The organism is Arthrobacter sp. C9C5 (assembly GCF_013359735.1).
Taxonomy (GTDB): Bacteria; Actinomycetota; Actinomycetes; order Actinomycetales; family Micrococcaceae; genus Arthrobacter.
Genome location: NZ_JABFMX010000015.1, coordinates 81,937 through 103,048 on the forward strand (window position 1 = coordinate 81,937; position 21,112 = coordinate 103,048).

Here is a 21,112-nt window from a genome sequence, read left to right on the forward strand (position 1 = left end):
GATTCTCCCTGCAGCAGATGAACGGAAGACATCGGTGCCACTCCCGGGCCGGATCAGGGGACCAGGATGACCTTGCCGGTGGTGCGGCGCTGCTCCAGATCGGTGTGGGCGGCGGCGGCGTCGGCCAGATCGTAGCGGGCGCCGATCCGGACCTTGAGGCTGCCATCCGCCACGGCGGCGAAGAGTTCGTCGGAGCGCCAGCGGCGTTCCCGTGCGTCGCGGAGGAAGTGGGTGATGGTCGGCCGGGTCAAGTAGAGCGAGCCGCCGGCGTTGAGCCGCTGCGGGTCGAACGGCGGCACCGGACCGGACGCCGCGCCGAAGAGCACAAGGGTGCCGCGGATCCGCAGCGCCGCCAGGGAATCGTCGAAGGTGTCTTTGCCGACGCCGTCGTACACCACGTGCGCGCCGGCGCCGTCGGTCAGCTCGCGCACCTTTGCGGCGAAGCCGTCGTAGCGCAGCACATGGTCGGCGCCGGCGCCGCGGGCCAGCGCCTCCTTCTCATCGGTGGAGACGGTGGTGATGACGTGCGCGCCCTTGGCCTTGAGCAGCTGGATCAGCAGCAGGCCGACGCCGCCGGCGCCGGCGTGCAGCAGCACGGTCTGGCCCTCTTCCACCTTGAAGGAGGAGTTGATCAGGTAGTGCGCGGTGATTCCCTGCAGGGGGAGGGCAGCGGCGGTGTAGTCGTCGACGCCGCGGGGCACCGGCAGCGCCTTGTCCGCGTCCACGAGGGCGTACCCGGCGTAGCAGTTGACACCCTCGGCGGTGGCGACCCGGTCGCCGGCAGAGAAGCCGCTCACGCCGTCGCCCAGCTCCTCCACGGTTCCGGAGGCCTCGGAGCCCGGAGTGAAGGGGTACTGCACCTTGTAGACGCCGCTGCGCTTGTAGGTGTCAATGAAGTTCACGCCCGCGGCGGCGACCTTGATCAACAGCTGGCCGGGCCCCGGAACCGGACGGTCGACTTCGGCGAGCTCGAGGACCTCCGGTCCGCCGGACTGCCGGGCGAGGATTGCGTGCGTCATGTGTCTCCTTCTGAAGTGTCAGGGCCTATTGAAGCGCCAGCGCTCCGGGGAGGAAGATTCCTCGGCCCGGATCCTGAGACCATCCTAGGGACAGCGGCGCGCCGGGCGCAGCGTGCGCGGCGCGCCGCTAGTAACGGCGGGTAACGGTGGCCATCGGGCATTCGAAGTGGCGGCCCGCGGCGAGGCCGACGTCGTTGAGGTAGCGCACGATGATGCCATAGGACTGCAGCAGGGTGGTTTCGGTGTACGGGACCTGGTGCTTGGCGCAGAACTCGCGGACGATCACGGCGGCCTTGTCCAGCTGGGGCCGTGCCATGTCCGGGAAGAGGTGGTGCTCGGCCTGGCGGTTGAGGCCGCCGAGCAGGATGTCCATGAAGCGGCCGCCGGAAATGTTCCGGGAGGTGAGGACCTGGCGGCTGAAGAAGTCCACCCGGCTGTCAGCCGGCAGCACGGGCATGCCCTTGTGGTTCGGGGCGAAGGAGGCGCCCATGTAGAAGCCGAAGACGGCGAGCTGCACGCCGATAAACGCCAGTGCCATGCCCCAGGGCAGGAATGCGAAGGCGAGCACGGGCAACACGCTCAGCCGGGCCGCGAGGATCGGGATCTCCACCCAGCGGTGCGTGACTTTGGCGCGGCGGACGATGAACCTGACCGAATCGATCTGCAGGCCCAGGCCCACGAGGAACAGCAGCGGGAAGAAGAACCAGCCCTGCTTGCGGGTCAGGAAGGAGAACCGTCCCTGCCGGGTCGCCGCGGCTTCGGGGAAGAACGCGATCGCGCCGGTGGCGATGTCCGGATCCTTGGAGATCACGTTTGGGTGGTTGTGGTGCGCGCCGTGCTTCTGCTCCCACCAGGAGTAGCTGATGCCGGCCACCGACGTGGCGAGCAGCCGCGCGGCCCAGTCGTTGGCGCGGCGCGAGGCGAAGATCTGGCGGTGCCCGGCCTCGTGGGCCAGGAAGCTCAACTGGGTGCAGAGGATGCCCAGGGCTGCCGCGATGAGGAGCTGGAACCAGCTGTCCCCGATCAGCGCGAAGCCGAACCAGGTGGCGGCCATCAGCAGGGCCAGGACGGAGAAGACGGTGACGTAGAACCCGGTGCGACGTTCCAGCAGGCCTTCGGCCTTGACGCGCTTCAGCAGTTCCGAATAGCTCAGGACGACGGCGTTGGGCTGCCGGACCCGCGGCTGCGGGCGCGCCGGAGAGTCGGCGGAAAGTGTGGTGGAGGGGGTCATGAAACGCATGCCTCGTAACTGTTACGGGCAACGCTGCAGCCGACATTTGCGGCCGCACGGTCTGGATCACCCTCTACCCAGCATACGCTGACGGTTTCGCTCCCGTCCGGACATGGCCTTGGACATGACCGCACACATGCATAAATATCGGGCTCTATGCATAGTCTTGCTGTACACTCGGTGCTATGACTATTTCTGTTGCCGTCTCCGGCGCAAGCGGCTACGCCGGCGGCGAGGTACTGAGGCTCCTGGCCGGTCATCCCGACGTCACCATCGGCGCCATCACCGCGCACAGCAACGCCGGTTCCAGACTAGGGGAATTGCAGCCGCATCTCCATGGCCTGGCGGACCGGATCCTCGAAGACACCACCGTGGAAAACCTGGCCGGACACGACGTCGTGTTCCTTGCCCTCCCGCACGGGGCGTCCGCCGAGATCGCGGCGCAACTGCCCGCCGGCACAGTCGTGATCGACGCCGGCGCGGACCACCGGCTGGAGGATCCGGCGGCGTGGGAGAAGTTCTACGGCTCGCCGCACGCCGGCACGTGGCCCTACGGGCTGCCCGAGCTGCCGGGCCAGCGTGAGGCACTGCGCGGCGCCACCCGGATCGCCGTGCCGGGCTGCTACCCGACGTCGGCCCTGCTGGCCCTCACTCCGGGCTTCAGCAACCACCTGCTCCAGGCCGACGACGTCGTGATCGTCTCCGCTTCCGGCACCTCCGGGGCCGGGAAGGCCGCGAAGGTGAACCTGATCGGCGCCGAGGTGATGGGCTCGATGAGCCCCTACGGCGTTGGCGGCGGGCACCGGCACACCCCGGAGATCGAGCAGGGTCTGTCCAAGGCGCTGAACGCGCCGGTCACGGTGTCCTTTACGCCCACGCTGGCCCCGATGAGCCGCGGCATCCTCACCACGGCCACCGCGAAAGTCCGGCCGGACGTGACGGCTGAGGAACTGCGCCGCGCCTGGGCCGAGGCGTATGACGAGGAGCCGTTCGTGCACCTGCTGCCGGAGGGCCAGTGGCCCTCCACCAAGTCCGTGCAGGGCTCCAACCACGCCGTGATGCAGCTGGCCCTGGACGGGCACACCGGCCGCGTGATCGTGACGTGTGCCATCGACAACCTCACCAAGGGGACCGCCGGCGGCGCCGTGCAGTCCATGAACATCGCCCTCGGCCTGGCTGAAACCGCGGGCCTCGACCTCCAGGGAGTCGCACCGTGAGCATCACCGCCCCCAAGGGATTCCGCGCTGCCGGGGTCAAGGCCGGCCTCAAGGCCTCCGGAAACCCGGACCTGGCCCTCGTGGTCAACGACGGCCCCAACAAAGCCGCCGCCGCCGTCTTCACCTCGAACCGGGTGGCCGCCGCGCCCGTGCACTGGTCCCGCGAAGTCATCAAGGACGGCCGGGTGGACGCCGTGATCCTCAACTCCGGCGGCGCCAACGCCTGCACCGGCCCGCAGGGCTTCCAGAACACCCACACCACCGCGGAAAAGACTGCCGAGGCACTCGGTGCCTCCGCGACGGACATCTTCGTCTGCTCCACCGGCCTGATCGGCGAACAGCTTCCGATGGACAAGCTCGTCCCGGCGATCGGCGTCGCGGTCGCGGAGTTGAACGCCGACGGCGGCCCGGCCGCGGCTACCGCAATCATGACCACTGACTCGGTGTCCAAGCAGGCGGTCTTCACCGGCGCCGACGCCGAGGGCCGGGAATTCACCATCGGCGGCATGGCGAAGGGCGCCGGCATGCTTGCCCCGGGCCTGGCCACGATGCTCGTGGTCCTCACCACGGACGCGGAGGTCCAGCCCGAATTGCTCGACGTCGTGCTCCGCGACGCCACCCGCGTCACCTTCGACCGGGCCGACTCGGACGGCTGCATGTCCACCAACGACACCGTGGTGCTGCTCGCCTCCGGCGCCACGGGCGCCGTGCCGTCCGCCGTCGACTTCGGCAAGGGGCTCACCCAGGTGTGCGCGGAACTGGCCCGCAAACTGATCGGCGACGCCGAGGGCGCCAGCCACGACATCGCCATCCGCACCTTCAACGCCGCGAGCGAGAAGGACGCCGAAGTGGTCAGCCGTGCCGTGGCCCGCTCCAACCTTTTCAAGACGGCCATCTTCGGCAAGGACCCGAACTGGGGCCGCGTGCTGTCCGCCGTGGGCACCACCGACGCGGCCTTCGAACCGGACCAGCTGAATGTCTCGATGAACGGCGTGCAGATCTGCCGCAACGGCAGCATCGGCGAGGACCGCGGCCTCGTGGACCTGGAGCCGCGCGAAGTCCTGGTCGAGATCGACCTGCAGGCCGGCGCCGCCGAGGCCACGATCTGGACCAACGACCTGACGCACCAGTACGTCCACGAAAACAGCGCCTACTCCAGCTAGGCCGTTCCCGGAGGGACGAACGCACATGAACACCCAGACCCGCGAGACCACTTCTATGGCCGACGCGCAGGGCAAGGCCGGCACGCTGATCGAGGCGCTGCCCTGGATCCAGCGCTTCGCCGGCACCACCATGGTGATCAAGTACGGCGGCAACGCCATGGTCAATGACGAGCTCCGCCGCGCCTTCGCCGAGGACGTCGTCTTCCTGCACCACGTCGGCATCCACCCCGTGGTGGTGCACGGCGGCGGCCCGCAGATCAACGCCATGCTCAGCCGGCTCGGCATCGAATCCGAGTTCAAGGGCGGACTGCGCGTCACCACGCCCGAGGCCATGGATGTGGTCCGCATGGTCCTCACCGGCCAGGTGGGGCGCGAACTCGTGGGCCTGATCAACTCGCACGGGCCCTACGCCGTCGGGATGTCCGGCGAAGACGGCGGACTGCTGCGCGCCGTCCGCACCGGCACCGTGGTGGACGGCGAAGAGGTGGACCTGGGCCTGGTCGGCGAAGTCGTCGGGGTGAACCCGGAAGGCATCCTGGACATCGTGGCGGCCGGCCGGATCCCGGTGATCTCAACCGTCGCGCCCGAGACCTCCGCAGACGGGTCCACCACCGGGCAGGTACTCAATGTCAACGCGGACACCGCCGCGGCGGCCCTCGCCGAAGCCCTGGGTGCGTCCAAACTCGTGATCCTGACCGACGTCGAGGGCCTCTACGCCAACTGGCCGGACCGCTCCTCGCTGATCTCCTCGCTCACGGCCTCGGAACTGCGTGAACTGCTGCCAAGCCTGGAGTCCGGCATGATCCCCAAAATGGAAGCGTGCCTGAAAGCCGTCGACGGCGGCGTGGAACGCGCGCACATCGTGGACGGCCGGCTGGCGCACTCGATGTTGCTGGAAACCTTCACGACGGCGGGCATCGGCACGCAGGTCGTCCCGGACGAGGAAGTGAACGCATGAACGAAACTGTAGGCGTGAGTCCGACCGGCGATGGGGCCCCCGCCCGTCCCCAGCCTCACCCCGTCCTCGCAAGCTCGGACGGGGACCCCGGAGACGGGGGGCCCATCGCGGTGCCCGACCACACCCGGGCCCCCATCGCCGGCTCGGCCCCCACAGCTTCCGTTATGACTGGAACGGGTAGCGGAGCCGACTGGCTGGCCCGCTACTCCTCCTCGCTGCTTGGCGTCTTCGGCACCCCGCAGCGCGTGCTGGTCCGTGGCGCCGGCTGCCTCGTCTGGGACGCCGACGGCAAGGAATACCTGGACCTGCTCGGCGGCATCGCGGTCAACGCGCTGGGCCACGCCCACCCGTTCGTCACCTCGGTGATCTCCAGCCAGCTGGCCACACTGGGCCACGTCTCCAATTTCTTCACCAGCCCCACCCAGATCGCCCTCGCCGAGAAGCTGCTGGACATTTCCAAGGCGCCGGCCGGGTCCAAGGTGTTCTTCGCCAATTCCGGCACTGAGGCCATCGAAGCGGCGTTCAAGCTGGCGCGGCGGAATTCCGGTTCGGAGGCGCAGCCGCGGACCAAGATCATCGCCCTCGAAGGCGCCTTCCACGGCCGCACCATGGGCGCCCTGGCGCTGACCTCGAAGGAGGCCTACCGGGCGCCGTTCGCGCCGCTGCCCGGCGGCGTCGTGCACGTCCCCTTCGGTGACATCGATGCCCTCCGCGCCGCCATTGACGACACCACCGCCGCCGTCTTCCTCGAACCGATCCAGGGCGAGGCTGGCGTCCGCCCGCTGCCCGCCGGCTACCTCCGGGCCGCCCGCGAAGCCACCAGCGCCGCCGGCGCCCTGCTGATCCTGGACGAGGTCCAGACCGGCATCGGCCGCACCGGCAAGTGGCTGGCCAGCGAAGACGCCGGAATCGTGCCCGACGCCGTGACCCTCGCCAAGGGCCTGGGCGGCGGGTTCCCGATCGGCGCCCTGCTCACCTTCGGCCCCGAGGTGTCCGCACTGCTCTCCGCCGGCCAGCACGGCACCACCTTCGGCGGCAACCCCGTCGCCACCGCGGCCGCCCTGGCCACCCTGCACGTGCTGGAGAACCAGCAGGTGCTCGGCCACGTCCGGGAAGTGGGGGAGCACCTGCGCACCGGCCTCGCCGGCATCGACGGCGTCACCGAGGTCCGCGGCGAAGGCCTGCTGATCGGCTTCGACCTCGACGCCGACGTCGCCGCCGCCGTCGTCACCGCCGGACTCGACGCCGGGTTCATCGTCAACAGCCCCGGCCCGCACACCATCCGGCTCGCGCCGCCGCTGATCCTCACCGCGGCCCAGGCCGACCGCTTCCTCGCCGCCCTGCCGGCCCTCCTCCAGACCGCAAAGGACGCCCAGTGACCACAGTTCCCACCCGCCACTTCCTCAAGGACACGGACCTCACCCCGGCCGAGCAGGCCGAGGTCCTGGACCTCGCCGTCCGGATGAAGGCGGCCCCGTACAGCGTCCAGCCCTTCGCCGCGGAAGGCAGCGGCCGCAAGACCGTGGCCGTGATCTTCGACAAGACCTCCACCCGCACCCGCGTCTCCTTCGCCACCGGGATCGCGGACATGGGCGGCAACGCCCTCATCATCAACCCGGGCGAAGCCCAGATCGGCCACAAGGAGTCGGTCGAGGACACCGCCAAGGTGCTCGAACGCATGGTTTCCACCGTCGTGTGGCGGACCGGGGCGCACGCCGGCCTCGTCGAGATGGCCGAGAACTCGCACGTCCCGGTGATCAACGCCCTGTGCGACGACTACCACCCCTGCCAGCTCCTCGCCGACCTGCTGACCGTCAAGGAGCACAAGGGCACGCTGGCGGGTCTCACCATGAGCTACCTCGGCGACTCCGCCAACAACATGGCCAACTCATACCTGTTGGCCGGCGTCACCGCGGGCATGCACGTGCGCATCTCCGGCCCGGAGGGCTACCTCCCCGCCGCGGAAATCGTCGCCGCCGCGGAGGAGCGCGCCGCCCTGACCGGCGGCTCGGTGCTGGTCACCGTTGACGCCGCCGAGGCCCTCCGCGGAGCCGACGTCGTCGCTACCGACACCTGGGTGTCAATGGGCCAGGAGGACGAAAAGGAAGCCCGGCTGCAGCTGTTCCGCGAGTACTCCGTAGACGAGGACGCGATGAAGCTCGCCGCGCCGGACGCCGTCGTGCTGCACTGCCTCCCGGCCTACCGCGGCTACGAAATCTCCGCCGGCGTGATCGACGGCCCGCAGTCTGTGGTCTGGGACGAGGCGGAGAACCGACTGCACGCGCAGAAAGCCCTGATGGCCTGGCTCATGCACCGCTCCGGCCTGGCAGTCGTGGACGGGCTGGCGCCGGTGGACGGGCTGGACTGATGTCCGTTCAGCCCGCCGCCCAGGGGGCCAGTCCGGCCACCAAGACGGCCCGGCAGGCGCGGATCACCGCGATCCTGACCGGCGAATCCGTCCGCTCGCAGGCCGAGCTGGCGGCACTGCTCGCGGACGACGGCGTCCAGGTCACCCAGGCCACGCTGTCCCGCGACCTCGTGGAGCTCGGCGCTGTACGGGTCCGCGGCAAGGAAGGCGTGCTCGTGTACGCCGTGCCGGGGGAGGGCGGGGAACGCGCGGCCAAAAGCGGCGTGACCCAGGAAATCCTCGACGCCCGGCTCGCGCGGCTCTGCGGCGAACTGCTCGTCACGGCCGAGGCCTCCGCGAACCTCGTGGTGCTCCGGACCCCGCCGGGCGCCGCGAACTTCCTGGCCCTCGCGATCGACCACTCGGTGATGCCATCGATCCTCGGAACCATCGCCGGGGACGACACCGTGCTGCTGGTCACCCGCGACCCGGCCGGCGGCGCCGCCGTCGCCGCCCGCTTCCTGCAGCTGGCTGAAGAAGCCGGCCAGTGACCCCTATCCCTGAACTTTCACTAGACAACCCAAGAACCCAACAACTAAGGAGCATTTGAAGTGACTGAGCGTATTGTGCTGGCCTACTCCGGTGGCCTGGATACTTCCGTAGCCATCGGCTGGATCGGTGAAGCGACCGGCGCCGAGGTCATTGCCGTGGCGGTCGACGTCGGACAGGGCGGCGAGTCGCTGGAGACCATCCGCCAGCGTGCCCTCGGCTGCGGCGCCGTCGAAGCCTACGTGGCCGACGCGTCCGACGAGTTCGCGAACGAGTACTGCATGCCCACCCTGAAGGCGAACGCCCTCTACCAGGGCCACTACCCGCTGGTCTCCGCGATCTCCCGCCCGGTGATCGTCAAGCACCTGGTCAAGGCCGCCCGCGAATTCGGCGCCACCACGGTGGCGCACGGCTGCACCGGCAAGGGCAACGACCAGGTCCGCTTCGAGGTCGGCATCCAGACCCTCGGCCCGGACCTGAAGTGCATCGCCCCGGTCCGCGACCTCGCCCTGACCCGCGACAAGGCCATCGCCTTCGCCGAAGAGAAGGGACTGCCGATCGAGACCACCAAGAAGAACCCGTACTCGATCGACCAGAACGTCTGGGGCCGCGCCGTCGAGACCGGCTACCTCGAGGACATCTGGAACGCCCCCACCAAGGACATCTACGACTACACCGCCACCCCGGAATTCCCGCCGGCCCCGGATGAAGTCACCATCTCCTTCGAAGCCGGCGTGCCGGTCGCGATCGACGGCGTCAAGGTCACCCCGCTGCAGGCCATCAAGGAACTGAACCGCCGCGCCGGCGCCCAGGGCGTCGGCCGGATCGACGTCGTCGAGGACCGCCTGGTCGGCATCAAGTCCCGCGAAATCTACGAGGCTCCCGGCGCGATGGCGCTGATCACCGCGCACAAGCACCTCGAGGACATCACGATCGAGCGCGAGCAGGCCCGCTTCAAGGCCACGGTCGGCCAGCGCTGGTCCGAGCTGGTCTACGACGGCCAGTGGTTCTCCCCGCTCAAGCGCTCCCTGGACGCCTTCATCGAAGACACCCAGCGCTACGTCTCCGGCGACATCCGCATGGTGCTGCACGGCGGCCAGGCGATCGTCAACGGACGCCGCTCCGAGACCTCGCTCTACGACTTCGACCTCGCCACCTACGACACCGGCGACACCTTCGACCAGTCGATGGCGCGCGGCTTCATCGAGCTGTGGGGCATGTCCGCCAAGGTTGCCTCCGGCCGCGACATCCGCGTCGCAGGAAAGTAGCCCGCGTGGCTGAGCAAAGGTCCGCAACTAACGAGGGTGCGTTGTGGGGCGGCCGGTTCGCCGGCGGCCCCGCCGACGCCCTCGCCGCGCTGAGCAAGTCCACGCACTTTGACTGGCGGCTGGCCCGCTACGATATTGCCGGGTCGAAGGCGCACGCCCGCGTGCTGCACAAGGCCGGGCTGCTGGACGACGCTGAACTGGCGGGCATGCTGGATGCCCTGGACCGGCTGGACGCGGACGTCGCCTCCGGCGCGTACACCCCGGCCGAGTCCGACGAGGATGTGCACGGTTCGCTGGAACGCGGCCTGATCGAGCGCGCCGGCACCCAGCTGGGCGGAAAGCTCCGCGCCGGCCGGTCCCGCAACGACCAGGTGGCCACGCTGGGAAGGATGTTCCTGCGCGACCACGCGCGGATCATCGCCCGCGGCGTGCTCGCCACGATCGACGCGCTGATCGGCCAGGCCAAGGAACACCGCGGGGTGGCCATGCCCGGCCGCACCCACCTCCAGCACGCCCAGCCGGTCCTGCTTAGCCACCACCTGCTGGCCCATGCCTGGGCGCTGCTGCGCGATGTGCAGCGGCTGGCCGACTGGGACAAGCGCGCGGGGGTCTCGCCCTACGGCTCCGGCGCCCTCGCCGGTTCCTCGCTGGGCCTGGACCCGGAGGCCGTCGCGGCGGACCTCGGCTTCAACTCGGCCACGCACAACTCGATCGACGGCACCGCCTCCCGCGACGTCTTTGCCGAGTTCGCGTGGGTGTCGGCCATGATCGGCGTGGACCTGTCCCGGGTCTCGGAGGAAGTGATCCTGTGGGCCACCAAGGAGTTCTCCTTCGTGACCCTGCACGATTCCTACTCCACCGGCTCCTCGATCATGCCGCAGAAGAAGAACCCGGACGTGGCCGAGCTGGCCCGTGGCAAGGCCGGCCGTCTGATCGGCGACCTGACCGGTCTGCTCGCCACGCTCAAGGGCCTGCCGCTCGCGTACAACCGCGACCTGCAGGAGGACAAGGAACCGGTCTTCGACGCCGCCGACACCCTGGAGCTGCTGCTCCCGGCCGTGTCCGGCATGATCGCGACCCTGAAGTTCAACACCGAACGGATGGAATCGCTGGCACCCCAGGGCTTCGCGCTGGCCACGGACATTGCCGAATGGCTGGTCCGGCAGGGAGTTCCGTTCCGCGAGGCGCATGAACTCTCCGGCGCCGCGGTGAAGCAGGCCGAAAGCCGCGACGTGGAACTCTGGGACCTGACGGACGAGGAATACGCCGCCATCTCGGAGCACCTGACGCCGGAGGTCCGCACGGTGCTGTCCACCGAGGGCTCGCTCAACAGCCGCAACTCGCAGGGCGGCACCGCGCCGGCCGCCGTCGAACGCCAGCTGCTGGCGCTTGAGGCGGAGCTCGAGGGCGTGCGCACGTACGCCGGCTAACAACCAGACGCTCCCTCACTTCTTGCGGCGTTTCCCCCGACGCTCCTGCACTCCCTGCAGGAGCGTCGGGGGATTCCCTGCCAAACGTGAGGGAGCGTTGTGCGTTTGGCGCCGAAAACTCCCCGCTAGCATTGCGGCATGAGCGAATCGTTCCGCCAGTTCCTGCGCGCCTTGCCCGACTTCCCGGACGTGCTCCCGGACTTCGACCCGGCGACGGCGCCCGAAGACCCCGCGGAGCTGTTCCGGCAGTGGCTCACCGACGCCCTGGCGGCCGGGGTCCCGCAGCCCAACGCCTGCAGCCTGGCCACGGCTGACGCGCAGGGTCGGCCGTCCTCGCGGATGCTGATCCTCAAGGACATCGACGACGACGGCTGGCACTTCGCGACGTCCCGCCAGTCGCGCAAAGGCCGGGAACTGGCAGAGAACCCGAGCGCTGCGCTGAACTTTTTCTGGCAGCAGCAGGGCCGCCAGGTCCGTGTGGCCGGCGAGGTCGTGGAGCTCTCCGCGGAAGCCTCCGCCGCCGATTGGCACGATCGGCCCGGCGCCGACGGCACCGCGAACCCCAGCTGGCAGCTCTACGCCCTCCGGCCGCGCGAGCTCGAATTCTGGCAGGCCCGGCACGACCGACGGCACATCCGGCACCGTTACGGGCCGCGCTGAGACGGCTCAGCCCAGTTAATCACCGTTAATCCGGTGGCTCCGTTAGGATGGGCGCCATGACCTCAATCACCCCTGAAAAACTGCTGGAGGAACTCCGCCGCGCCGCCGACGTCGTGACCGGAATCGCCGCCAAACTGGACGACCAGGACGTCCTGGCCCCGTCCGAACTCCCAGGCTGGACCCGCGGGCACGTCCTGGCCCACCTGGACGGAATCGCCAACGCGATGGCCCGCCAGGTTGAATACGCCGGCCGCGGCGAAAGCATCGAACTCTACGACGGCGGCTTCGAGGGACGCACCCGTGCCATCGAACTTGCCGCCGGCCACAGCGCTGAGCAGCACCGGGCCGCGCTGGCCGCTGCCGTCGGGCGTGCGCTGGGCGCCTTCGGGTCGCTGGAGGCTGCGGGCTGGCGGGAGCCGATCAGTTACCGCGGCGGCGTTGTGTTCGACGGCGGCCTGGCGCTCTGGCGCGAACTCACGATCCACGCCACCGACCTCGGCACCGGCCGCGGCCCCGAAACGTGGAGCAAGCCGTTCTGCGAGCATCTCTTCGAGTTCCTGGCCGCCCGGGTGCCGGAGGGCGAGCGGTTTGTGCTCCAGCCGCTCGGCCTGCCCTCCGTCGCGGTCGGCGCCGCCGGCGGACGCTCCACCGCCATCAACGGCATGCTCACTGACATCGCGGCATGGCTGGCCGGGCGCACCCCCACCCTGGGGAGCCTGCGCGCCACGGCCGCGGCCGACGGCGTCGAACTGCCCGCGCTGCTGCCGTGGCCCGCGGGCGTTCCAGTGACGAACTAGGCCAGCGAAGAACCAGGCCAGTGAAGAACTAGGGTGCAGGCAAACTAGGCCTGCACGGCCATGGCCAGCTGCCGTTCGCGGTCCAGCAGGCTCTCCTTGATGGCGAGCCCCCAACGGAACCCGCCCAGGCTCCCGTCGGTGCGGATCACCCGGTGGCATGGCACGAACAAGGCGGCCGCGTTGAAGGCGCAGGCGCTGGCCGCCGCCCGGACGGCCTTGGCGTTGCCGGACAGTTCCGCGTACTCGGTGTACGTCACCGGATGCCCCGGCGCCACGGTCCGGAGCATGTCCCAGGCATGGCTGCGGAAGGGGCCCGATTTCTGCAGCACCGGGACATCCATCGCGGCTCGCGGGTTGCCGGCGTAGAACTCCTCGACGGCGGCAGATATGCCGCCCAGTTGCGAGACCGGTTCGTAGCCGCCGGGCAGCAGTTCCGGATGGATCTGGCCGGTGAGTTCGCCGGGCACCGCGGTCCAGCCCGAGGCCAGCACCGCGCCGTCCCGGGCAATGATGGTGAACGGGCCGTCCGGGGTGGACATGGTCAAAAGCTGGGCTTTCATTTCGTCACTTTCTTCGAGGCTGCTGTCGTGGTCCGTGCTGTCTTGGTCCGGACTGAGTTTGTCCGCGCTGTCTTGCTCCGCGCTGAGTTTGTCAGCGGGCCGGGCCGGGCCGATGCGGCCGCCCGCCAGAGGTGCATGGTGGCGTAGGAGCGCCAGGGACTGACCTCCCGAAAATCGGGAGTGAGCGAATCGGGAGAGATCGAACCGGGGGAGAGCGGCTCGGCGGACAGGCCATCCGCAGCCGCGGCGGCGCCACCGGCGTTATCGTCTGTTTCCTGCGCCAGCGAGCGGATACCGTTGCGGACCGCGGCGTCGTTGGCCAGGAAAACGTCCGGGGCGCCGATCACGCGCATCGCGACATAGCCCACGGTCCAGGGCCCGACGCCGGCCAGCGGCAGGAGCTTGGCCTGCAGCCCGGCCAAGTCGTCGCCGTAGCCAAAATCCAGTTCACCGGCGGCCATCGCCGCGGCGGCGCCGCGGATGGAGCCGATGCGGCGCTGAGGTCCGCGCAGCAACTGGAACCCGGTGTCCGCGATGTTCGCCGCCGTCGGGAAGAGCCGGTGCAGGCCGTCCGCCGGAACCAGGCTCTCGCTGCCGCACGCGGAAAGCTGGACCAGGGCCGTCCTCGCAGCCGCGACGGTGATCTGTTGGCCGATCATGGCGCGGATCAGCAGCTCCTGCGGATCCACGGCCCCGGGCATCCGCATGCCGGGAGCGGCGGCAACGCTGGCCGCCAGCCGCGGATCGGCGGCGAGTGAGGTATCGATCGCGACCGGGTCGGCGTCGAGATCCAGCAAGCGCCGGACCCGGCTGAGCAGCGAGGCCAGATCCCGCAGGTCCACCGCCCCAATGGTCAGCCTCAGGGGCCGGCCCGGGGAGCCGGCATCGTAGTCCACCCGGAAGCGGGCGTCCCCGTGGGCCAACCGCAGGGTCCGGGCGTAGGAGGCGGAGCTCCCTTCCTCGATGCCCGGGATGGCGCGGACGGCCAGGAATGCGAACACCCCAGGATCGAACGGCTCCCGGTAGGGCAGGTTCAACGTCAGCGCCGTGGAGGCCACCGCGGCCCGGGCCGTCGCCTGCTGGTGCCGCGCCGTGGCCCGCAGCGCCGAGGGGGTCATGGCAAAGACCTCGGTGATGGTCTCGTTGAACTGCCGGACGCTGCTGAAACCCGAGGCGAACGCGATGTCGGCGGCCTTCATCGAGGTGGAGACCAGCAGCGTCCGGGCGGTCTGGGCGCGGCTGGCCCTCGCCAGCGAGAGCGGGCCGGCACCGAGTTCGTGGCTGAGGATGCGGTTGAGCTGGCGCGAGGAGTAGCCGAGCCGCGAGGCGAGTCCTTCCACGCCGTCGCGGTTGATCACGCCGTCGTTGATCAGGCGCATGGCCCGGCCCGCGACGTCGGAGCGGACATTCCACGCCGGTGTGCCCGGCACGGCCTCGGGGAGGCAGCGTTTGCACGCCCGGTAGCCCGCGTCATGCGCGGCGGCGGACGTCTCGTAGAACGTGACATTGCCGGCCTTCGGGGTCCGCGCCGGGCAGGAGGGCCGGCAGTAGATGCCGGTGGTGCGGACAGCGGTGTAGAACTGCCCGTCGAAACGGGGGTCCCGGGCATCGATTGCCCGGTAGCGCTGCCAAAAGTCCATGGGTCCATCCTGCCAGCCTCCGGCGGCCTCTGCTAGCGGAAATCGGACACGGCCGTGAGGGGCCGCTATGCCGCGATTGAGGGGTTTGTTAAAGTCGGAGGATGGATTCCAGCGTGACGCCTGACGCCCTGCGCGGGCTGCTGTCCGCCGACGCCCGAACCGTGGCCCCGCTGCTGCTCGGCGCGGTGTTGACGCACAGCGGCCATGGCGGACCGGTTGCGGTGCGGATCACCGAGGTCGAGGCCTATCTGGGGCCGGAGGACTCGCTCCACCCTGATCCAGGCTCGCACACCTTCCGCGGCCAGACCCGGCGGAACGCCCCGATGTTCGGCCCGGCGGGGCACCTTTACGTCTACTTCACCTACGGGATGCACCATTGCGCCAACATAGTCTGCGGTCCCGAGGGGGTGGCCTCCGCCCTGCTCCTGCGCGCCGGTGAAGTCGTGGCGGGGGAGGAACTGGCCGAGGCGCGGCGGCCGACGTCGAAAGCGCCGAAGGACCTCGCCAGCGGTCCGGCCCGCTTCGCCACCGCCCTGGGATTGACGACGGCGGACAGCGGCCGCGACGCGCTCAGTGCTCCGTTCCGGCTCGAGCTCCCGGCCGTCCCGGCAGCCGCGATCAGCTCCGGGCCGAGGGTGGGCGTCTCCGGCGCCGGCGGCACCGACGACTACCCGTGGCGTTTCTGGCTCACTGGCGACCCGACCGTATCCCGTTACAAAGCCGCGAAGGTCCGGACGGCTTAGCCGGCAATCATGGGCGAAGGCAAGCGCGGAAAGCCAGGCAGCGAGCTCGAACGGCTGGTGATTTTTGAGCAGCTGGCCGCCGAGTATTTCCGGATGGTGGCGCTGTTCCAAGCCGACGCGGAGCCGCCAGCGGTGCGCTCCAGCGCGGGTGGGATAGAGAGGGAGCGCAGGCATTGGATCGAGCTTTTTCGTGCCGCCCTGCTGCGCAAATTCATCGTGCGCGATGAACACGTTTCACTCAAGCTTGTAGTGAGGGCGCTCCGGCTCTGCAACTACTCGGCGGACCGCCACCTGACGGAAGGTACGGAGCAAGTGGTTGAGCTGTTCACCGCGGAGATGGTCCAAGGCCGTCAGCCTGTGCAGCCAGGGTCCGGACAAGGCGAAGGTCCGGCCCCGGATGAAGGGCCGGACCGCTTCGAGGACGTTCTCTATGGACGGCTTTTGCACGGCGACGCCGACCGCTTCCACCGCTCCAGCTGGGCAAACGACTACGCCCGCCTCAGCGTCGCAGCGGACAGCCGGTTCGACGCGGAGCACGCACTCGCCAAGGCGCTGGAACTCGTCAGGTACGGATTTGCCCATGACCTCCTGCGGTCCCCGGAAGCAGCGGTCGACGCGGCCGGCCCGCCTGCGGACGGGCCGCCTGCGGCCGACCCGCCGACGCCCGACGGGTAGGCCGGTAGGCCGCGGTCGGAACGATCGTTTGCTACCAGCCAGTAAGATTGATGGGTGAAACAAAGCGAGCAGGCCCAGCCCCAGACCAGCAACGCAATCCCGGTGGACGAGCTGATCGCCAGCCTGTGCGCCACCGTCCCTGACTACCCCAAGCCGGGAATCGTCTTCAAGGATCTGACCCCGGTCTTCGCCGACGGGGCCGCCCTCAAGGCTGTAGTCGATGCGCTGGTGGCGCCCTTCCACGGCCAGTTCGACGCCGTCGCCGGCGTGGAAGCCCGCGGCTTCCTGCTGGCCGCAGCCGCCGCCTACGCTACGGACACCGGCGTCGTCACCGTCCGCAAGGCCGGCAAGCTGCCGCGTGAAGTGGTCTCCGAGGACTACTCGCTGGAATACGGCACCGCCACCCTGGAACTGCACAGCGCGGACCTGGCGCCGGGCACCCGGGTGCTCATCCTCGATGACGTCCTCGCCACCGGCGGCACCCTGGGCGCAGCCTCCCGGCTGTTCGAACGCTGCGGCGTCGAGGTGGCCGGCGTCGGCGTGGTGATGGAGCTCGGCGGGCTGAACGGCCGCGCGGCACTGGCCGGCCACCGCATCCACTCCCTGCTGAACCTCTAGCAGCCGGCAGTCGGCCGGATGCGTCCCAGAGTGCATCGACGGAGGGCGCGGCGGCCTCGGTAGAATGCCTGAAAAAAGCCCAGTCTGATGAAAACTGACATATTTCGGGAGCGGACACCGAAATGGTTGTAGGATGGTTGGTCTGTCTTTTTCGATAGGGGAACGTTCGATGCACGACGCTGATTTGGCCCATGAACGCGACTATGTAGCCGGACTGTATGCCCGGCTGGATGAGCTGCGGGCGGAGAAGCGCGCCCAGCTCGCCCAGGTTCGCCGCGCCGGTGCCGTGGGCACCATGCAGAACGTCTCCGAGCGGGACGCGTTCGCCGCACTCTACGAGGACCGCCTCGCCCAGCTCGACGCCGTCGACGACCGCCTCGTGTTCGGCCGCCTGGACCTCGACTCCGGGGAAGCCCAGTACATCGGCCGCATCGGCCTGACCACCGAGGACCTGCAGCGGCTGATGGTGGACTGGCGGGCGCCCGAAGCGGGCCACTTCTACCAGGCCACTGCCTTCGACCGGCAAGGTGTACGCCGACGCCGGCACCTGATCCTGCAGGGCCGCGAAGTCAAGGCGATCGAGGATGACGTGCTCGACGCCGACATGCTGGCAGACAACGACTCCCTGCAGGGCGAAGGTGCGCTGCTCGCGGCCCTGAACTCCAAGCGCACGGGCCGGATGTCGGACATCGTGGGCACCATCCAGTCCGAGCAGGACCGGATCATCCGTTCGTCCATCTCCGGGGCCCTCGTGGTCCAGGGCGGACCCGGCACCGGCAAGACCGCCGTTGCCCTGCACCGCGCCGCCTACCTGCTCTACACCCACCGGGACCGGCTCAAGACCGCCGGCGTGCTGCTGGTGGGCCCGTCGTCGTCGTTCATGAACTACATCGAACGGGTGCTGCCGTCCCTGGGCGAGACCGGCGTCGTGATGGCGAGCCTGGGCCGGCTGATGCCCGGCATCCACGCCGTTGCCGAGGACGATTCCGACGTCGCGGCCATCAAGGGCCGGCTCGACATGGCCGAGGTCGTCGCCAACGCGGTTGCCAACCGGCAGCGGATCCCGGCCGAAAACCGCGTCCTCGAAGTGGACGGCCGCAAGCTCGTGCTGACGCCGCGGCAGGTCCGCCGTGCCCGCGAGAAGGCGCGCGCCACCGGTAAGCCGCACAACGAGGCCAGGGTCTCCTTCGTCAAGATCCTGCTGCGCGAACTGACCGAGCAGATGACCGAACTGGTCGAGGCCGGCAGCATCGGCAACAACGCCGACCGTTCCTACCTCGCCGAGGACGTCCGTTCGGCGCGGGACGTCCGCGTGGCCCTGAACCTGTGCTGGATGCCGATGACCCCGGAGAAGCTGGTGGGCGAGCTGCTGAGCAAGCCCGCCATCCTCGAGGCCTGCACCCCGAACCTCAGTGCGGCCGAACGCGCCCGGCTGCTCCGGCCGGCCGGTTCGCCGTGGACCGAGGCCGACGTGCCGCTGCTGGACGAGGCCGCCGAACTGCTCGGCGAACTGGATCCGGCTGCCGGCCGTGGCCTGGCCCAGCAGGAGCACGACCGGGCCCGCGACCTCGCCAACGCCAAGCAGACCCTGGTCAACATGGAAACGGCCGGTGTGGATGTCCTCATCTCAGCCGAAGAGCTCGTGGACCAGAACCAGGAACGTGAGGCGCGGCTGACCGCGGCGGAGCGGGCCACGAGCGACCGCACCTGGGCCTTCGGGCACATTGTGGTGGACGAGGCGCAGGAGCTCTCGCCCATGCAGTGGCGGTTGCTGGTCCGCCGCTGCCCGCTGAAGTCGTTCACGATCGTCGGCGACATCGCCCAGACGAGTTCGGTGGCCGGGGCCAAGTCCTGGCAAAGTGCACTGGCCCCGATGTTCGGTGACCGCTGGCAGCTTGAGGAACTCACCGTCAACTACCGCACCCCGTCGCAGATCGCCGAGGCGGCCGCCCGGATGGCCAATGCTGCCGGCCTGGTCGTCTCCGCGCCCAAGGCAGTCCGCGAGGGACGCTGGTCGCCGGTGATCGACCGCGTCGAATCCGGCGCGATCGTGCCCCGGCTCCTGGAGGTGCTTCCCGAGGAATTGGATGCGCTCGACGGCGGCCTGCTGGCCGTGATCGCCGACGGCGGGCTCCTGCCGGAGGCCACGGCCGCGCTGCGCGCCGCGTACGGCCGCCGCGTCGGCACGGGCGCCGGCAGCTACGAGCAGGACATTGTGGTGATCAGCCCCCGCGAAGCTAAGGGGCTGGAGTTCGACGGGGTCGTGGTGCTGGAACCGTCCGCCATGCTCAACCACGAGCACGGCCGGGTCGGCGATCTGTACGTCGCGATGACCCGCCCCACCCAGCGCTTGCGTCTCATCGCGGCCGCCGCCGTGCCGGCAGGCATCGAAGACTAAGGCCGGCCCCCGCCCCGGTGGCGGCGGCCCAGGCTGCCGCCCCGGGACACCGCGGCTGTGCTGGGCCCGTCACACCCTGTGCCGTCACGAGCTGGAGCGGGGCCGTCGGGCCCCGTCGATCCTGCTAACTTAGATTCCGTGTCCCAGCTAAATGATCTTCAGTCCCAGCAGAACGACCCCGGCTTCGCCAACATCTGGCAGGAGCTGAAATGGCGCGGCCTTGTCCACGTTTCGACGGACGAGGCGGAGCTGGAGAAACTGCTCGCCGGCGCCCCCGCAACGTACTACTGCGGCTTCGACCCCACCGCGCCCAGCCTGCACCTGGGCAACCTCGTGCAACTGCTGCTGATGCGCCGGCTCCAGCTGGCCGGGCACAAGCCCTTGGGGTTGGTGGGAGGTTCCACCGGACTGATCGGCGACCCCCGGCAGACCGCCGAGCGGGTGCTCAATACCCCGGAGACCGTAGCGGAATGGGTCGGCCGGCTGCAGGGCCAGGTCCAGCGCTTCCTTAGCTTTGAGGGCGACAACGCGGCCCGGATGGTCAATAACCTCGACTGGACCGCCCCGCTGAGCGCCATTGATTTCCTGCGCGGCATCGGAAAGCACTTCCGCGTCGGCACGATGATCAAGAAGGACATCGTTGCCACCCGCTTGAACTCGGACGAGGGGATCAGCTACACCGAGTTCAGTTACCAGATCCTGCAGGGCATGGACTACCTGCAGCTGTTCCGCGACTACGGTTGCGTGCTGCAGACCGGCGGCTCCGACCAGTGGGGCAACCTCACCAGCGGCACGGACCTGATCCGCAAGGTGGAGGGCAAACACGTCCATGCGCTGGGCACGCCGCTGATCACCAACTCGGACGGCACCAAGTTCGGCAAGAGCGAGGGCAACGCGATCTGGCTGGACGCGGAGATGTGCAGCCCCTACGCCTTCTACCAGTTCTGGCTCAACACCGCCGACGCTGACGTCGCCGCCCGCCTCAAGGTCTTCACCTTCCTCAGCCGCGCTGAAATCGAAGCCCTCGAAACCTCGGTCGCCGAGCGCCCGTTCGCACGTGTTGGCCAGCGGAAGCTTGCCTACGAGGTGACCTCGCTGGTGCACGGCGTCGAGGCCACCGAAAAGGTCATTGCCGCCTCGGCAGCCGTGTTCGGCGGCGGGGACCTGACCGCCCTGGACGCTGAGAGCCTCCAGGCCGCGACTGCGGAACTTCCCTCCGCCACCGTGGACGGCTCCGGGCTCGGCATCATCAACCTGCTCGTGGCCACCGGGCTCTCCGAAAGCAAGTCCGCGGCCCGGCGGACCGTGGGGGAGGGCGGGGCTTACGTGAACAACACCAAGATCTCCGATCCCGACGCGGTTATCGCGCCGGACGAACTGCTGCACGGGCGCTACCTGTTGTTGCGCCGCGGCAAGAAGAACCTGGCAACCGTGGAGGTTTCGGGGGCCTAGCCGGCACCGCACGAAGAGCAGCGGTTCAGCCTCACGCACGCTCCCCTCCGGCCGATTTGCACGGCCGCAGGGGAGCGTGTATTGTTTTCTGAGTCGCCGCCGTTGAGTGGTGACCAACCCCCAACAAAAAGAAGCAATTCTTCCTGCGCAAGACGTGGGAAATCGAAATTGCTTCGCATTTTGCTGGGCGCATTCGCTTCTGCGGAGTGAATTTCGGAAGAACTTCCGGGTTTGCAAAGTGGAAATGAATGAAATAAGCTAAATACATCGCAGCGAAGAAATGCGGAACAAAAAGAAATTCACCGAGTGAATTGTTTCGAGAAGTATTCGAATGTGTCTGTTGTTTGAGAACTCAATAGTGTGCCAAGTTTGTTGATACCAATTTAT

19 protein-coding genes are annotated in these 21,112 nt (G+C 69.0%); 15 read left to right on the plus strand and 4 right to left on the minus strand.

The features are described from left to right. Window positions 1-53 precede the first annotated feature (53 nt). Window positions 54-1,019, minus strand: coding sequence for a quinone oxidoreductase family protein (locus tag HNO80_RS13010; protein ID WP_175323266.1), 966 nt, complete (start codon window positions 1,017-1,019; stop codon window positions 54-56). A 127-nt stretch (window positions 1,020-1,146) separates the two neighbouring features. Further along, on the minus strand, window positions 1,147-2,250 hold the full coding sequence (locus tag HNO80_RS13015; RefSeq protein ID WP_175323290.1) for a fatty acid desaturase family protein: 1,104 nt from the start codon (window positions 2,248-2,250) through the stop codon (window positions 1,147-1,149). A gap of 185 nt (window positions 2,251-2,435) precedes the next feature. On the opposite strand from HNO80_RS13015, the gene argC reads away from it, so the two are divergent. The 10 genes from argC (at window position 2,436) to HNO80_RS13065 (ending at window position 12,639) form a co-directional block, all read left to right on the plus strand. Continuing rightward, a complete protein-coding gene (gene argC / locus HNO80_RS13020) occupies window positions 2,436-3,467 on the plus strand; it encodes an N-acetyl-gamma-glutamyl-phosphate reductase (RefSeq protein ID WP_175323267.1) in 1,032 nt (343 codons plus the stop codon). Beyond that, window positions 3,464-4,630, plus strand: a complete 1,167-nt coding sequence (argJ, locus tag HNO80_RS13025; protein ID WP_175323268.1) for a bifunctional glutamate N-acetyltransferase/amino-acid acetyltransferase ArgJ — start codon at window positions 3,464-3,466, stop codon at window positions 4,628-4,630. Before argC ends, argJ begins: the two co-directional genes overlap by 4 nt. Window positions 4,631-4,655: 25 nt before the next feature. Next, window positions 4,656-5,588 carry an acetylglutamate kinase gene (argB, locus tag HNO80_RS13030; RefSeq protein ID WP_175323269.1) on the plus strand — a complete coding sequence of 311 codons (933 nt, stop codon included), beginning with the start codon at window positions 4,656-4,658 and terminating at the stop codon, window positions 5,586-5,588. A gap of 164 nt (window positions 5,589-5,752) precedes the next feature. Continuing rightward, window positions 5,753-6,967, plus strand: a complete 1,215-nt coding sequence (locus HNO80_RS13035) for an acetylornithine transaminase (RefSeq protein WP_175323270.1) — start codon at window positions 5,753-5,755, stop codon at window positions 6,965-6,967. Further along, window positions 6,964-7,956 (plus strand): ornithine carbamoyltransferase, encoded by a 993-nt coding sequence (gene argF / locus HNO80_RS13040; RefSeq protein WP_175323271.1) that lies wholly within the window; start codon window positions 6,964-6,966, stop codon window positions 7,954-7,956. The genes HNO80_RS13035 and argF overlap by 4 nt, the downstream gene beginning before the upstream one ends. Next, a complete protein-coding gene (locus tag HNO80_RS13045) occupies window positions 7,956-8,486 on the plus strand; it encodes an arginine repressor (RefSeq protein WP_175323272.1) in 531 nt (176 codons plus the stop codon). Before argF ends, HNO80_RS13045 begins: the two co-directional genes overlap by 1 nt. A 60-nt stretch (window positions 8,487-8,546) precedes the next feature. Continuing rightward, window positions 8,547-9,752 (plus strand): argininosuccinate synthase, encoded by a 1,206-nt coding sequence (locus HNO80_RS13050; protein WP_175323273.1) that lies wholly within the window; start codon window positions 8,547-8,549, stop codon window positions 9,750-9,752. A 5-nt stretch (window positions 9,753-9,757) separates the two neighbouring features. Further along, a complete protein-coding gene (argH, locus tag HNO80_RS13055) occupies window positions 9,758-11,182 on the plus strand; it encodes an argininosuccinate lyase (protein WP_175323274.1) in 1,425 nt (474 codons plus the stop codon). Window positions 11,183-11,320: 138 nt separating this feature from the next. Beyond that, window positions 11,321-11,842, plus strand: a complete 522-nt coding sequence (locus HNO80_RS13060; RefSeq protein ID WP_175323275.1) for a pyridoxine/pyridoxamine 5'-phosphate oxidase — start codon at window positions 11,321-11,323, stop codon at window positions 11,840-11,842. A 56-nt stretch (window positions 11,843-11,898) separates the two neighbouring features. Next, window positions 11,899-12,639 carry a maleylpyruvate isomerase family mycothiol-dependent enzyme gene (locus HNO80_RS13065; RefSeq protein ID WP_175323276.1) on the plus strand — a complete coding sequence of 247 codons (741 nt, stop codon included), beginning with the start codon at window positions 11,899-11,901 and terminating at the stop codon, window positions 12,637-12,639. 44 nt (window positions 12,640-12,683) lie between these two features. On the opposite strand, the gene HNO80_RS13070 is transcribed toward HNO80_RS13065, so the two are convergent. Together HNO80_RS13070 and HNO80_RS13075 are read right to left on the minus strand one after the other, a co-directional pair. Continuing rightward, window positions 12,684-13,199 (minus strand): methylated-DNA--[protein]-cysteine S-methyltransferase, encoded by a 516-nt coding sequence (locus HNO80_RS13070; protein ID WP_175323277.1) that lies wholly within the window; start codon window positions 13,197-13,199, stop codon window positions 12,684-12,686. Further along, window positions 13,196-14,839, minus strand: a complete 1,644-nt coding sequence (locus HNO80_RS13075; protein WP_175323278.1) for a DNA-3-methyladenine glycosylase 2 family protein — start codon at window positions 14,837-14,839, stop codon at window positions 13,196-13,198. Before HNO80_RS13075 ends, HNO80_RS13070 begins: the two co-directional genes overlap by 4 nt. Window positions 14,840-14,940: 101 nt before the next feature. Between HNO80_RS13075 and HNO80_RS13080 the strand changes: the two genes are divergently transcribed. The 5 genes from HNO80_RS13080 (at window position 14,941) to tyrS (ending at window position 20,725) form a co-directional block, all read left to right on the plus strand. Continuing rightward, window positions 14,941-15,582, plus strand: a complete 642-nt coding sequence (locus tag HNO80_RS13080) for a DNA-3-methyladenine glycosylase (protein ID WP_175323279.1) — start codon at window positions 14,941-14,943, stop codon at window positions 15,580-15,582. A gap of 9 nt (window positions 15,583-15,591) precedes the next feature. After that, window positions 15,592-16,257 (plus strand): hypothetical protein, encoded by a 666-nt coding sequence (locus tag HNO80_RS13085; protein ID WP_175323280.1) that lies wholly within the window; start codon window positions 15,592-15,594, stop codon window positions 16,255-16,257. Between the two features lie 54 nt (window positions 16,258-16,311). Beyond that, entirely contained in the window at window positions 16,312-16,875 is a 564-nt protein-coding gene (locus HNO80_RS13090) for an adenine phosphoribosyltransferase (protein ID WP_349627349.1), read from the plus strand. 169 nt (window positions 16,876-17,044) lie between these two features. Next, window positions 17,045-19,273, plus strand: coding sequence for a HelD family protein (locus tag HNO80_RS13095; protein ID WP_175323281.1), 2,229 nt, complete (start codon window positions 17,045-17,047; stop codon window positions 19,271-19,273). 138 nt (window positions 19,274-19,411) lie between these two features. Then, window positions 19,412-20,725 (plus strand): tyrosine--tRNA ligase, encoded by a 1,314-nt coding sequence (tyrS, locus tag HNO80_RS13100; RefSeq protein ID WP_175323282.1) that lies wholly within the window; start codon window positions 19,412-19,414, stop codon window positions 20,723-20,725. Window positions 20,726-21,112: the final 387 nt, after the last annotated feature.

Excerpts from the sequence above, each read along its gene's own strand:
- HNO80_RS13010 (WP_175323266.1), bottom strand. The coding sequence starts at position 1,019 with ATGACGCACGCAATCCTCGCCCGGCAGTCCGGCGGACCGGAGGTCCTC.
- HNO80_RS13015 (WP_175323290.1), bottom strand. The coding sequence starts at position 2,250 with ATGACCCCCTCCACCACACTTTCCGCCGACTCTCCGGCGCGCCCGCAG.
- argC (WP_175323267.1), top strand. The coding sequence starts at position 2,436 with ATGACTATTTCTGTTGCCGTCTCCGGCGCAAGCGGCTACGCCGGCGGC.
- argB (WP_175323269.1), top strand. The coding sequence starts at position 4,656 with ATGAACACCCAGACCCGCGAGACCACTTCTATGGCCGACGCGCAGGGC.
- HNO80_RS13035 (WP_175323270.1), top strand. The coding sequence starts at position 5,753 with ATGACTGGAACGGGTAGCGGAGCCGACTGGCTGGCCCGCTACTCCTCC.
- HNO80_RS13045 (WP_175323272.1), top strand. The coding sequence starts at position 7,956 with ATGTCCGTTCAGCCCGCCGCCCAGGGGGCCAGTCCGGCCACCAAGACG.
- HNO80_RS13060 (WP_175323275.1), top strand. The coding sequence starts at position 11,321 with ATGAGCGAATCGTTCCGCCAGTTCCTGCGCGCCTTGCCCGACTTCCCG.
- HNO80_RS13065 (WP_175323276.1), top strand. The coding sequence starts at position 11,899 with ATGACCTCAATCACCCCTGAAAAACTGCTGGAGGAACTCCGCCGCGCC.
- HNO80_RS13070 (WP_175323277.1), bottom strand. The coding sequence starts at position 13,199 with ATGAAAGCCCAGCTTTTGACCATGTCCACCCCGGACGGCCCGTTCACC.
- HNO80_RS13075 (WP_175323278.1), bottom strand. The coding sequence starts at position 14,839 with ATGGACTTTTGGCAGCGCTACCGGGCAATCGATGCCCGGGACCCCCGT.
- HNO80_RS13080 (WP_175323279.1), top strand. The coding sequence starts at position 14,941 with ATGGATTCCAGCGTGACGCCTGACGCCCTGCGCGGGCTGCTGTCCGCC.
- HNO80_RS13085 (WP_175323280.1), top strand. The coding sequence starts at position 15,592 with ATGGGCGAAGGCAAGCGCGGAAAGCCAGGCAGCGAGCTCGAACGGCTG.
- HNO80_RS13095 (WP_175323281.1), top strand. The coding sequence starts at position 17,045 with ATGCACGACGCTGATTTGGCCCATGAACGCGACTATGTAGCCGGACTG.